The organism is Hansschlegelia zhihuaiae (assembly GCF_004103825.1).
GTDB classification, from domain to species: Bacteria; Pseudomonadota; Alphaproteobacteria; order Rhizobiales; family Methylopilaceae; genus Methylopila; species Methylopila zhihuaiae.
Genome location: NZ_RYFI01000020.1, coordinates 9,780 through 22,485, shown reverse-complemented (window position 1 = coordinate 22,485; position 12,706 = coordinate 9,780). Strand labels below are relative to the sequence as shown.

Here is a 12,706-nt window from a genome sequence, read left to right as displayed (position 1 = left end):
ACCATCGGCGGGTTTCGCGCGGACGTCAGTTCGCCGCGGTGAGGATCTTCGCCAAGCCGTGGATGCGGGGTCGATGAGGCCTCGAGTCCAGCGGCGCTCGCGGAATCCGTCAGCGGACTTTGCGGCGGGCGGGCGCGGCTGTAAGCTCCGGCCCTCTCAACAGCAGGCGAACCCGCATGAATCTTCAGGCGTCGGCCATGCTCCAAGCGCGAGTCGTCGTCGCGCTCCTACTGCAGCGCGTCCGGTCGGAATACACCGGATCGCGGGCGGGCTATCTGTGGGCCTTCATCGAGCCGATGGCCTGGATCTTCGTGCTGAAGTTCACCCTGAGCATGAACGGCAGCCGGCCGCCGCCGCTTGGCGACAGCTACGAGGTGTTCCTGGTGACGGGCATCTCGATGGCGCGGTCGTGGCGCATGTGCGGGAACCAGCTCGCGAATATCGTGATCAAGCGCAAACGGCTTTCGCTGCCTTCGACGTTCCACTCCGATCTGATCCTGGCGCTCTGGATCCTCGAAATGCTGACCGGCCTTGTTGTGATGAGCGTCTTGCTCGTCATCATGGGGATCGTCGGTTTCGAGGCGATGCCGGCAGACATCCTGACATGTTTGGTGGCGTACGGATTTCTGTCTTTTTACACGCTTGCTTTCGGCCTTACTCTCGGTCTTATAATTACTCTGGCGCCTGGTCTACGTCATTTCCAGCAGATATTTATGCTCGTCATGTTTATGACGTGCGGTTTTTCTTTCCTCATGGACAGGATGCCGATCGCTCTGAGAAGTATATTCTCGTGGAATCCGGTTTTTCACTGTATTGAGTTTTTCCGCGAGGGATTCTATGCGGGATATGAATGCCGGAACCTCGATTTGGTCTATGTCGTCGCCGTGACCATCGTCATGTTGGTGATTGGGATGGCGGGTGAGCGAGCGTTGCGTCACAAGAGGGAGGTCAAGAGCGAGGGGGAGGCCGAAGAACTCATCTGATCCGCACGTCGCGGCGCCCGGGCGCCTGGCAGGCGACCGGCGCTCGGAACGGAGTCGCGAAAGATCATGTCGCTGCGGCAGGAAATCCGGAAAGGCGAAGTCGCGATCGATGCGCCGCCCGCGACTGACGCCGGCCTCGTCTTCATCGGGCGCATCCGCACGCCATGGACGTCGCGCCTCGATTGCCCGCGCCAGGGGCGGAGGGACGGGCCGACCTGCCGGATCGAGCTCTTCGAGCCTTGGACGCCGGGCCTCGCCGGAATCGAGGCCTTCGAGACCCTCGAGGTGCTCTACTGGCTCGACCGGTCGCGCCGCGACCTCGTGCGGCAGAGCCCTGCGGACGACGGCTCCACGCGCGGTGTGTTCGCGTTGCGCTCGCCGGTCCGGCCGAACCCGATCGGCACGTCGCTCGTGACGCTCCTGGGCGTCGAAGGCGCGACCATGCTGGTCCGCGGCCTCGACTGCCTCGACGGCACGCCGCTGATCGACCTCAAGCCCGACCGCTGCGCCTTCACGCCGCTCGCGCCTCCGCAGCCCGGCGACTTCCAGGTGGGAGATTGACCAGAGCGGCGTGTGGTCCACGTCGTTTTGCCGGCGCCTGCAAGGCCCGCCATGCTCTTTCGCAACGCGCCATCGTCGCGCGGCGCCATATATCGCGCCGCGGCGCCGGCCGCGAGAGAGGCGGCCGTTCGCCTCACTCCATCGGAGGATCGCCGCCATGTTCGCCTGCACCGGATACGCTGCCGACGCCGCTGACAAGCCGCTGAGCCCGTTCAGCTTCGAGCGCCGCGACCTCAGGCCGAAGGACGTCAAGATCGAAATCGCGTTCTGCGGCGTGTGTCATTCGGACCTGCATCAGGTCCGCAACGAATGGAAGAACACCGTCTATCCCTGCCTGCCCGGCCACGAGATCGTCGGCAAGGTGGTCGCGGTCGGACCCGAGGTGACCAGGTTCAGGGTCGGCCAGAACGCGGCCGTCGGCTGCATGGTGGACAGCTGCCGCAGCTGCGCGAGCTGCAAGGAAGGGCTCGAGCAGTATTGCGAGAACATGTTCGTCGCGACCTATAACGGGACCGACAAGCAGACCGGCGAGAACACGTTTGGGGGTTATTCGGACGCGATCGTCTGCGACGAGGACTTCGTGCTGAGCCTGCCCGAGAACCTCGACCTCGCGGCCGCCGCGCCGCTGCTCTGCGCCGGCATCACCACCTATTCGCCGCTCCGTCGCTGGAAGGTCGGGGCCGGCCAGAAGGTCGGCGTCGTGGGCCTCGGCGGGCTCGGCCACATGGCGGTCAAGCTCGCGCACGCGATGGGCGCGCATGTCGTGCTGTTCACGACCTCGCCCTCCAAGGTCGACGACGCCAGGAAGCTCGGCGCCGACGATGTCGTGATCTCGAAGGACAAGGACCAGATGGCCGCCCACGCCTCGAGCTTCGATTTCATCCTCGACTGCGTGGCGGCGCAGCACGACATCAACGAATATATCGCGCTGCTGAAGCGCGACGCGACGCTCTGCCAGGTGGGCGCGCCCGAAGATCCGCTGGCGGTGGCGGTGTTCAGCCTGATCTTTTCGCGCCGCAACTTCGCGGGCTCGCTGATCGGCGGGATCGCGGAGACGCAGGAGATGCTCGATTTCTGCGGCAAGCACGGCATCACGTCCGACATCGAGATCATCCCGATCCAGGACATCGAGAAGGCCTACGCCCGGATGCTGAAGAGCGACGTGAAGTACCGCTTCGTCATCGACATGAAATCGCTCAAGCAGGCGGCGTGAGAGGCGCTCACTTCATCCCGGAGCGCTCGCGCACCAGCTTGATGATCGCCGCGTAGTCGAGACCCTCCTCGTCGAGGGCGTTGAACTGCTCGTAGAGGCCTGCGGCCTGGCGTCCGAGAGGAATGTCGACGCCAGCGGCGTCGGCGGCGTCGCGGGCGAGCCTCAGGTCCTTCAGCATGAGCGCTGCCGCGAAGCCCGGCCGGAAGCCGTGATTGGCGGCGCTCGCCGGCACCGGTCCCGGGACCGGGCAGTGATTGACGAGCGCCCAGCACTGGCCCGAAGAGGTCGACAGCACGTCGAACAGCGCCTGGTGCGACAGGTTGAGGCGCTCGCCGAGCGTGAAGGCCTCGGCGAGCGCGATCATCGAGATGCCGAGGACCATGTTGTTGCAGGTCTTGGCCGCCTGGCCGGCTCCCGCCACGCCGCAATGGACGACGCGCCGGCCCATCGCCTCGAGCGCCGGGCGGGCGCGCTCCACCGCCGCCTCGTCGCCCCCGACCATGAAGGTCAGGGTCGCGGCCGCGGCCCCGCTGACGCCGCCCGAGACCGGGGCGTCGATCGAGGCGAGGCCGTTCGCGCGCGCCATCTCGTGCGCCCTCACGCAGGACGCGACGTCGACGGTCGAGCAGTCGATCAGCAGCGCGTCGGGTCGCGCGACCGCGACCAGCGTCTCGTAGACCGAGACCAGATGGCTCCCGCTCGGCAGCATGGTGACGACGATGTCGGCCTCGGCGGCCGCTTCCTCGATGGAGCGGGCGGCTGAGACGCCCGCGGCGGCGGCCCGATCGACGGCCGCCGCCGTCACGTCGAAGCCGAGGACCTCGTGGCCGGCCATCGCAAGATTCGCGGCCATCGGCCCGCCCATATTGCCCAGCCCGATGAAGCCGATCATAGCCGCCGCTCCCTGATTTGACGCCTTGTTGGACCTATCGGGCGCCGGCGAGGGGCAGGGGTCAAGGCCGGCGGACGGATCGGACGGCGGCGGAATTGACGGCCGCCCGTCCGCGCTCCTAAATGCCTCAGGGGTTCACGCGCGACGACCCCGTGAGGTCCCGCCCGGACCCAATGTTCGCGTCCTTGAGCCTTTCGGGGACCGGACGCTCATGTCTTCCCGCATCGACATCGACGCGCCGCCGGCCGCCACGCAGCATCCGCGGTCGGTCGTCCCCACATTTGGAGAGACTTTCCGTATCTGGGCCCGCATCGGGCTCCTGAGCTTTGGCGGGCCGGCCGGGCAGATCGCCCTGATGCACCGCGAACTCGTCGAGCGGCGCGGCTGGATCGGCGAGGAGCGGTTCCTGCACGCGCTCAACTACTGCATGTTGTTGCCTGGCCCCGAGGCCCAACAGCTCGCGGTCTATATCGGCTGGCTGATGCACCGGACGGCCGGCGGCGTCGCCGCCGGACTGCTGTTCGTGCTGCCCGGCGCGATCGTCATGCTCGCGCTCAGCCTGTTCTACGCGCTCTACCGCGACGCGCCGCTGGTCGACGCCGTGTTCTTCGGCGTCAAGGCGGCCGTGCTCGCCGTCGTGGTGGAGGCGGTGCTGCGGATCGGACGTCGGGCGCTGAGGAACCGCGCCATGATGGCGATCGCGGCGGCGTCCTTTATCGGCATCTGTCTGTTCAAGATCCCGTTCCCGATCATCATCCTGCTCGCCGGGATCGTCGGCTGGGTCGGCGCAAGGCGGCGGCCGGATCTGTTCGCTGGCGGCGGTGGCCATGGCGCCTCCGCCGGAGCGCAGGCGACCGGGATCGTGGACGAGATGTTCGCCCGCGGCGAACTCGCCCATGCCGAGCCGTCCATGTCGCGGGCGATGAAGGTCCTGGCCGTCTGGCTGCCGATCTGGCTCGGCCCGGTGGTCGCGCTCCTCGTTCTGACCGGGCCGGACAGCGTCTGGACGCATGTCGGCGCATTCTTCAGCTCGATGGCGGTCGTGACCTTCGGCGGCGCCTATGCCGTGCTCGCCTATGTCGCCCAGGCCGCGGTCGAGACCTTCGGCTGGCTGCAGCCCGGCGAGATGGTCGACGGGCTCGGCCTCGCCGAGACCACGCCCGGCCCGCTGATCATGGTGACGCAGTTCGTAGGCTTCCTCGCGGCCTATCGGGATCCGGGCGCCCTAGATCCGGTCGTCGCCGGCGCGCTTGGCGCGCTGCTCACCACATGGGTGACGTTCGCGCCCTGCTTCCTCTGGATCTTCCTCGGCGCTCCTTACGTCGAGGCGCTGCGCTCGAACCGGCGGCTCTTCGCCGCGCTCTCGGCCGTCACCGCGGCGGTGGTCGGGGTGATCCTCAACCTCGCGGTCTGGTTCGCGCTGCACGTCGTGTTCCGCGAGGTCCGGCCGATGGGTTTCGGCCCCGACCTGCCGGTCCTCGCCTCGATCGACTGGAGCGCCGCGCTGCTCGCGGCCGCCGCCATGGTCGCGATGCTGCGTTTCAAGATCGGCATGACCGCGACGCTCGCGGCCTGCGCGCTCGCCGGCGTCGCCCTGCGCGCGGTCGGCGGCTGACTTCCGGTCGCGACCGGCTCAGCCGGCCGTCCAACCGCCGTCCATCGACAGGTTGGCGCCCGTGACGTTTGAGGCGGCGTCGGAGCACAGGAAGACCGCGAGCGCCGCCACCTGGTCGACGGTCACGAACTCCTTGGTCGGCTGCGCGGCGAGCAGCACGTCGTTGATGACCTGCTCCTTGGTCATCCCCCGCGATTTCATCGTGTCCGGAATCTGCGCCTCGACCAGCGGCGTCCAGACATAGCCCGGCGAGATGCAGTTCACCGTGATCTTGTGGGTCGCGAGCTCAAGCGCGGCGGTCTTGGTGAGGCCGGCGACGCCGTGCTTCGCCGCCACATAGGCCGACTTGAAGGGCGATGCGACGAGCGAATGCGCTGAGGCCGTCGAGATGATGCGGCCCCAGCCGGCCTTCTTCATATGCGGGATCGCGGCCCGCATCGCGTAGAACACGGCCGACAGGTTGAGCGCGATGATCTTCTCCCACTGTGCGGGAGGGAACTCCTCGATCGGCGAGACGTACTGGATCCCGGCGTTGTTCACGAGCACGTCGACGGAGCCGAAGGTCTCCACCGCGAGCGCGATCATAGCGTCGATCTCGTCGGGCTTGGTCATGTCGGCGGGGGAGTGGACGGCGCGGACGCCGAACTCCGACTCGACGCCGGCGCGCGCCTTCTCGATCGCGTCCGGCTCGCCGAAGCCGTTGATGACGACGTTCGCGCCGTCGCGGGCCAGGCCGCGGGCGATCGCGAGACCGATGCCGCTGGTCGATCCGGTCACGACGGCGGTCTTGGACTTGAGGCTCATGGCTGCTCCTCCCGGCTCATTGGCGCTGCGCGCCAACTGGCGGACGGCCGCCGTCGAGTCCAGCCGGACGGGCGCGTCAGGACGATCCGCCGCATCTTAGGGAGGGCCTTCGACGCGGCCCGGGTCTCCTCGGAACGAACCTGCTCTTCAGGCGGCTTCGATCTGTGAGATGATCTGGTCGGAGACCTTGAGGCCGTCGCGCGCCGCGGTCTGACGCAGCGCCAGCCTGCGGGCGCCGGGCAGCCTTGCGCCGTCCTGCGCCTCGATGGAAGCGGCGAGCGTCGCGAAACGCTCGGGCGCGCCGGACGAGAAGGCCTCCGGGTCGATCGCCACGATCAGCTGGCCGGTCGAGGGCGGGCCGCCCTTGTCGTCCAGGAAGGAGGATGCGTCGGCCGCATAGTTCGCGCCCGTCAGGCCGGCGGCGAGCAGCTCGACCATCAGCGCGAGCGCGACGCCCTTGGCCTCGCCCATCGGGGCCATGGTCCCGGCGAGCGCGGCGTCGGGATCGGTGGTCGGCCGGCCTTCGGAATCGAAGGCCCAGTCGCCCGGGATCGCCTCGCCGCGCTGCTTTGCGGCCAGGATGTTGCCGCGCGCGACCTTCGACAGCGACAGGTCCACCACGATCGGCGGCTTGCCGGCGAGCGGGCAGGCGAAGGCGATCGGGTCGGTGCCGAACACCGCCTTCGAGCCGCCCCAGGGGGCCATGGCGGCCGGCGTGTTGGCGAACAGCAGCGCGACCAGCCCGGCGTCGGCCAGCGCCTCGACCGGGCGTCCGGCGGCGCCGCAGTGATGTGAGCGGAAGATTGAGGCGGCCGCGATTCCCTGCACGCGGGCGGCCTCTGGCAGCACCTCGATCGCGAGGTCGAGCGCCGGATAGGCGAAGCCGTGGGCGGCGTCGATGACGAGCGCGCCGGGCCGCGGCCGCGACAGGACGGGCGCGACGTCGCCGAGCGCCTTCTTCGACCGCAGCTGCCCGCAATAGGTCGGCACGCGCGAAAGCCCGTGCCCCTTCAGCCCGTCGGCCTCGGCTCCGACGAGGGCGCGCGCGACGCTCGCGGCGTTCGCCTCGTTCGCGCCGTTGCGCCTCAGCGCGGCCGAGACCAGCGCGTGGGCGTCGTCGAGGCTCAGCATCGGCATGGGGTCAGAGGCTCCTGAGATGCTTGGCGACGGACGCAGCGGTGACGCCCGAGACGCGCACGTTCGATTCCGCCGTGACGCCGGCGATGTGCGGCGTCAGCACGAGGTTCGGGCAGCCTGCGAACACGCTGGCGGCCCCGCCCTTGAGCGGCTCCGTGTCGAACACGTCGAGCGCCGCGCCGCCGAGCGCGCCGGACTTCAGCGCCGCGGCGACGGCGGCCTCGTCCACCACCCCGCCGCGCGCGGCGTTGATCAGGATCGCGCCGGGCTTCATGCGGGAAATGGCCGCCGCATCGATCATGCCGCGCGTGCCGTCGGTCAGCGGGACGTGGAGCGAGAGGACGTCGGAGGTCGCGACGAGATCGTCGAGCGCGAACGGCTCGACGGGGCCAAAATCGGGCCGCCAGGCCGGATCGTCGGGTTTGAGATAGGGGTCGTGGGCCGCGACGCTCATGCCGAGCGCCGCGGCGCGCCGGGCGGTCTCGCGCGCGATCGAGCCGTAGCCGACGAGGCCGAGCCGCTTGCCCGAGATCTCGCGGCCGTTCGACAGCGCGTTGCGCGGCCAGGCTCCGGCCGCGACCTCGGCGGTCGATGCGTAGGCGCCGCGGAGCAGCAGTATGGCGGCGCCGACGACATATTCCGCGACCGAGACGTCGTTGGCGCCGGTCGCCGGGAACACCGCGATCCCTCGCGCGCGGCAGGCCTCGACGTCGATATTGTCGAGACCGACCCCGAGACGGCCGACGCATTTGAGCTTCGTAGCCGAGTTAAGAAGCGCGCCGCGCACCTGCGTGCGGTTGCGCACGATCAACGCATCGGCGTCGGCCGCGGCGGCTTCAAGCGCCGCCGGGTCGTCCACCAGCTTCGGGTCGTAGAGCACGTCGAAGCCCGCGAGGCCTTCACGGATCGCAGCTTCGTCCATGAATTCGGAGATGACGATGCGGGGCATGGGGACCTTGCGGGAGGCGATCGGATGGCGTCCCTCCCCCTTCAAAGGGGAGGGCGGACGGGCGGCGAAGCCCGGCCGGGTGGGGATCGGGCAGGATGGAGCTTTGCGTCCGAAGGCCCCGCCTGGCCCCACGCTTCGCGTGGGGCCACCCTCCCCGCTGTCGCGAGAAGGGAGGAACAGGCGGCGTCACGCGCTGCGGTAGAGCTTCGTCATGACGAATTCGCGGTGGCCGAGCGACTCCGCCGCGGTCAGGCGGCCGTTGGCGGTGCGGATGATCATGTCGATCAGCGCGTCGCCGGCCTGCGGGATCGTCATGTCGCGGCGCAGCACGCCGGTGACGTCGACGTCGATGTGCTCGCCCATGGTGCGCAGGGTCTTTGGGTTGCCCGAAATCTTGATGACGGGGACGACCGGGTTGCCGATGACGTTGCCCTGGCCGGTCGGGAAGGTGTGGACCACATAGCCCGCCGCCGCCATCAGGGTCACGCATTCGGCGGCCGCCGAGGACGTGTCCATATAGTAGAGGCCGGGCCCCTTGGCCGGCGCCTCGGCGGGCTCGAGCGCGTCGATATACCGGCATTCGTGGCCGATCTTCTCGAGATTGCCGAGCGCCTTCTCCTCGATCGTCGTGAGGCCGCCGACGATGTTGCCCTTGGTGGGCTGGCTATCCGAGAGATCGTCGGTCTTGTGAGCCTCGATGACGTCGTCCTGATAGGACTTCCACATCTTGTACCACTTCTCGGCGATCTCGGGGCTGGCCGCACGTTCCTTGCAGAGGTGCTCGGCGCCTGTGATCTCGGAGGTCTCGCCGAACACGCCGTAGATGCCGTGCGGGATCAGCTTGTCATACATGTTGCCGACGGTCGGGCAGGAGGAGAGGCCTGTCGTCGTGTCGCTCTCGCCGCATTTGGTCGAGACCCAGAGCTCGGAGATCTTGCACTCCTCGCGCGGCAGCTCGGTCGCCCACTGCACGAAGCGCTTGGCCTGGTAGCTCGCCTTGGCGACGGTCGCGATGTCGCCATGGCCCTCGATGCCGAAGCCCACGACCGGCTTGCCGGTCTTGGCGATGCCCTCGACCACCCGGTTGGTCCACTGGTCCTCGATCCCGATCACCACCACGGCCGCGACGTTCGGGTTCGAGCCGATGCCGATCAGCGTGCGGAAATGGATCTCGAGATCCTCGCCGAACTGCAGACGGCCATAGGCGTGGGGCAGCGCCATCGCTCCCTTGACGTTGTTGGCGACCGACTCGCAGGCGGCGTTCGACAGATCGTCGAGCGGCAGGATGATCACGTGGTTGCGGACGCCGACGCGGCCGTTCTCGCGCCGCCAGCCCATGAAGGTCGCGGAAGCGAAATTCTCGGACGCCCGCTCTGTCGGCGTCGCCTTGGTGACGAGCTGGTCGGTCGCGCCGCCGCTGAACGGGTTTTTCGCCTCTTCGGCGTGGAACATGCTGATCTCGGTCATCGGTCCGGCCCCCTCACCAGCGCTTCGTCTTGGCATTGTGCACATGCACATGCTCGCCCTTGGCCACGTCCTTGACGATCTTGCCGATGTCTTGGCCGTACTTGATCGCGGTGTCGCCGGCCTTGAGATCGGCGAGCGCGACCTTGTGGCCGATCGGGATGTCCTGCTTCACCGCGACCTCGAAGGTCGTGTCGTTCTCGGTGACGACGCCGAAGGCCTGCGTGCCGGCCTTCAGCCCCTCGATCACCGCGACCGCGACATTGTCCTTCGGGCTGTGGGCGAGGACATGCGGATTGCGGCCGTCCCCGTTCGGTTTGCTGCTCATGGCGGCGGCGTCTCCCTGCTTGGCTTTATATCTTATATAAGACATCTGACTCGGCTGCGGTCAACAGCCGGCGCCCCGCGTGCGGCGCATGGCCCCGGCGCCGTCAGCGAAGCTCGGACAGATAGTGCATCCGGTCGGTCAGGCAGAGGCTGAGCCGCCATTCGACCGGCGTCCGTTCGAGAGAGAGCGCGAGCCGGTCGATCTCCAGCACCGGCGTCCCGGGCGCCACGCCGAGCGCCTCGGCGTCTTTCGGCGACGCCGCGACCGCCTTCAGCTTCTCGCGGGTGCTCGCCACAGTCACGCCGAAGCGCATGGCGTAGAGACCATAGAGATTGTTAGGGATCTCCATTGTCGCCAAACCCGGAAACAGCGCCTCGGGCAGCGCGATCGCCTCGACCAGCGCCGGCGCGCCGTCGATCGACCGCAGGCGGCGGATGCGGATGACCCGCGCGTCCTTGGCGAGCTTCAGCGCCTCGCGCTCGCCGGCGTTGGCGCGGCCCTGCGAGAGGCCGAGCACCCGGCTCGCGGGGAAGCTCCGCACCCCGTCGTCGCCGACGAGCTTGAAGAACTGGAACATGATCCGTTCTTCGTCGTGCTTCGCCACGAAGGTGCCGCGGCCCTGGCGCCGCACCACCATGTTCTCCGCCGCCATGGCGTCGAGCGCCTTCCGTACGGTGCCCTGGCTGACGCCGAGCTCGGCCGCGAGCTGCATCTCGCTCGGAAGCGGCGCTCCCGGCGCCCAGACACGGTCGACGAGGCGCCGTATCAGCGTGTCGCGGACCTGACGGTACAGCGGCCGGAAGCCCAGCGCGTCACTGTGCTCCGTCTGCTGCGCCGAAGCCCTTGCGGCGGTCATGAACGGGCCTTTCGCGAGAATCCCTTGCAGGAGAGATGCTACACGAACGCGGCGGGCGGCCGCCAGCCGGACGGGCTGCTAAATCATATATCTTATATATAAGTCGTGCGCTGTCTGCGTCCTGCGCGATCCGCCGTCCGGATGCGCAGGGGGCCTTCAGGCCCTCCACGGTTCAACAGGTGAGGCATTCGATAAATTATATCATCATAAGGCGCGGAGCCGTTCGAAAGCGGGCGATCAGCGTCTAGTATTATATAAGACATATGATATCGTTATAGCCGCATGCGATCCGTGGAGAACGCGGACGGGCGGCTCGCTGGCCGCCGCCGAGATGGGCCATGCGGATCCGCCGGAGGCCGAGGCCTCGGGCGTTCCGAGGAACGCGAAACCCTGGAGGCCTCATGAAACTCGTCCTGAAGTCGCTGGCCGTCGCGGCCGGCCTCGCTCTCGCAGCCTCGTCCGCATGGGCGCAGGGCTATCCCAACCGCGTCATCACGCTGATCGTGCCCTATTCGGCCGGCGGCCCGAGCGACATGATCGGGCGCAGCGTCGCGGAATCCATGACCAAGACGCTCGGCCAGCAGGTCGTGGTCGAGAACGTCACGGGCGCCGGCGGCACGCTCGGCGCGGCCCGGGTCGCGCGAGCCGATCCCGACGGCTACACGCTGCTGATCCACCACGTCGCGCTGCCCGCCAGCGCCTCGCTCTACGACAATCTCACCTACGACACGGCGACGGCGTTCCAGCCGCTCGGGCTGATCAACACCGGGCCGATGGTGCTGGCCGCCAAGAAGGATTTCCCCGCGAACGACGCCAAGGAGATCATCGCCAAGCTCAAGGCCGACGGCCAGAAGACGACCGTCGCGCATGCCGGCGTCGGGTCGAACGCGCATCTCTGCGCGCTGCTCCTGCAGAAGGCGGTCGGACAGCAGTTCACGCTGGTCGGCTATCGCGGCACCGGGCCGGCCATGACCGACTTGATCGGCGGCCAGGTCGACGTGCTGTGCGACCAGTCGACCAATGCGGTCGGACCGGTCAACGCCAAGTCGATCAAGGGCTATGCGGTGTCGTCCAAAGAGCGGCTGCCGGCCCTGAAGGACCTGCCGACGCTCGACGAGGCGGGCCTCAAGGGCTTCGAGTTCATCATCTGGCACGGTCTCTACGCCCCCAAGGGCACGCCGGACGACGTCGTGAAGAAGCTGAACGACGCGCTGCTGATCGCCCTGAAGGACGAGTCGATCATCAAGCGCTTCAGCGACGTCGGCACCAAGACCTTCCCGGAGGCCGAGCGGACCCCGGAGGCGCATCGCAAGCGCCTGATGTCGGAACTCGAAAGCTGGAAGCGCGTCATCGCCGAAAGCGGCGCCTCGGCCAAGGCGCAGAACTGACGGACCCGGCGGGGGCGACGCCGATCATCCCTCAGGTCCCGGCGCGCTCCGGCGCGCCGGGATTTCATCCGGCGCCTCAAACACCCGGCGTCAGATGCCCGAGTTCGGCTTTGTTGGCGCGATAGGCGCGGTCGTACTCGATCAACCGGGCGACCTCGTCGCCCGCTGCCTGCCCGTAGAGCTTCCCGATGAGGTAGAGCGTCGCGTCGATCGCGAGCGACACGCCGCCGCCCGTGACCACCACGTCGTCCACGACCGCCGCCGGGATCGCGGACGCGCCCTTGGCGACGCCCGCGAGCAGCTCGATCGGCGCCTTCGGTTCGGCGCCCGCGGCATTGCGGCGGGTGGTGATCCTGCGCCCATCCAGCGCGCCGGACGCAGCCAGCACCAGCGCGCCCGTGCAGACCGATGCGAGACGCTCCCGCGGGCGCCGACGCAGGAACCCGATCAACTCCTCGTCGCGGGACGCCTCGGGCCAGCCGGCTCCCCCGCACACCACATAGACGTCGCAGTCCG

Annotated in this window: 12 protein-coding genes and 1 pseudogene; 5 read left to right on the top strand and 8 right to left on the bottom strand. The window is 68.4% G+C overall.

Annotation, left to right across the window (positions count from 1 at the left end; translation table 11 throughout):
- Positions 1–176 precede the first annotated feature (176 nt).
- The 3 genes from EK403_RS17995 to EK403_RS17985 all read left to right on the top strand — a co-directional run bounded on the left by EK403_RS17995 (position 177) and on the right by EK403_RS17985 (position 2,757).
- A complete protein-coding gene (locus EK403_RS17995; RefSeq protein ID WP_128778846.1) occupies positions 177–983 on the top strand; it encodes an ABC transporter permease in 807 nt (268 codons plus the stop codon).
- Between the two features lie 66 nt (positions 984–1,049).
- Complete coding sequence (gene tsaA, locus EK403_RS17990; RefSeq protein WP_128778845.1) at positions 1,050–1,544, top strand: tRNA (N6-threonylcarbamoyladenosine(37)-N6)-methyltransferase TrmO; 495 nt, start codon at positions 1,050–1,052, stop codon at positions 1,542–1,544.
- A 157-nt stretch (positions 1,545–1,701) separates the two neighbouring features.
- Positions 1,702–2,757 carry an NAD(P)-dependent alcohol dehydrogenase gene (locus tag EK403_RS17985; RefSeq protein ID WP_128778844.1) on the top strand — a complete coding sequence of 352 codons (1,056 nt, stop codon included), beginning with the start codon at positions 1,702–1,704 and terminating at the stop codon, positions 2,755–2,757.
- A gap of 7 nt (positions 2,758–2,764) precedes the next feature.
- Here the strand turns inward: EK403_RS17985 and mmsB are convergent.
- Positions 2,765–3,655: pseudogene (gene mmsB, locus EK403_RS17980) on the bottom strand (3-hydroxyisobutyrate dehydrogenase); the annotation flags it as partial.
- A 205-nt stretch (positions 3,656–3,860) separates the two neighbouring features.
- Here mmsB and chrA point away from each other — a divergent pair.
- Complete coding sequence (gene chrA / locus EK403_RS17975) at positions 3,861–5,264, top strand: chromate efflux transporter (RefSeq protein ID WP_128778842.1); 1,404 nt, start codon at positions 3,861–3,863, stop codon at positions 5,262–5,264.
- An 18-nt stretch (positions 5,265–5,282) separates the two neighbouring features.
- Here the strand turns inward: chrA and EK403_RS17970 are convergent, their stop codons facing one another.
- The 6 genes from EK403_RS17970 to EK403_RS17945 all read right to left on the bottom strand — a co-directional run bounded on the left by EK403_RS17970 (position 5,283) and on the right by EK403_RS17945 (position 10,802).
- Entirely contained in the window at positions 5,283–6,068 is a 786-nt protein-coding gene (locus EK403_RS17970) for a 3-hydroxybutyrate dehydrogenase (RefSeq protein ID WP_128778841.1), read from the bottom strand.
- Between the two features lie 147 nt (positions 6,069–6,215).
- Entirely contained in the window at positions 6,216–7,205 is a 990-nt protein-coding gene (locus EK403_RS17965) for an Ldh family oxidoreductase (protein WP_128778840.1), read from the bottom strand.
- Between the two features lie 4 nt (positions 7,206–7,209).
- Positions 7,210–8,154, bottom strand: a complete 945-nt coding sequence (locus EK403_RS17960) for an NAD(P)-dependent oxidoreductase (protein WP_128778839.1) — start codon at positions 8,152–8,154, stop codon at positions 7,210–7,212.
- 186 nt (positions 8,155–8,340) lie between these two features.
- Positions 8,341–9,621 carry a UxaA family hydrolase gene (locus tag EK403_RS17955; protein WP_128778838.1) on the bottom strand — a complete coding sequence of 427 codons (1,281 nt, stop codon included), beginning with the start codon at positions 9,619–9,621 and terminating at the stop codon, positions 8,341–8,343.
- Positions 9,622–9,634: 13 nt separating this feature from the next.
- Positions 9,635–9,946, bottom strand: coding sequence for a UxaA family hydrolase (locus tag EK403_RS17950; protein WP_128778837.1), 312 nt, complete (start codon positions 9,944–9,946; stop codon positions 9,635–9,637).
- A 103-nt stretch (positions 9,947–10,049) separates the two neighbouring features.
- Positions 10,050–10,802, bottom strand: coding sequence for a GntR family transcriptional regulator (locus EK403_RS17945; RefSeq protein WP_128778836.1), 753 nt, complete (start codon positions 10,800–10,802; stop codon positions 10,050–10,052).
- Positions 10,803–11,203: 401 nt separating this feature from the next.
- Here EK403_RS17945 and EK403_RS17940 point away from each other — a divergent pair, with 401 nt between their 5' ends.
- Positions 11,204–12,190 carry a tripartite tricarboxylate transporter substrate-binding protein gene (locus EK403_RS17940; RefSeq protein ID WP_128778835.1) on the top strand — a complete coding sequence of 329 codons (987 nt, stop codon included), beginning with the start codon at positions 11,204–11,206 and terminating at the stop codon, positions 12,188–12,190.
- A 76-nt stretch (positions 12,191–12,266) separates the two neighbouring features.
- On the opposite strand, the gene EK403_RS17935 is transcribed toward EK403_RS17940, so the two are convergent.
- Positions 12,267–12,706: DJ-1/PfpI family protein (locus EK403_RS17935; RefSeq protein ID WP_206659580.1), on the bottom strand; the 440-nt coding region annotated here is incomplete at its 5' end.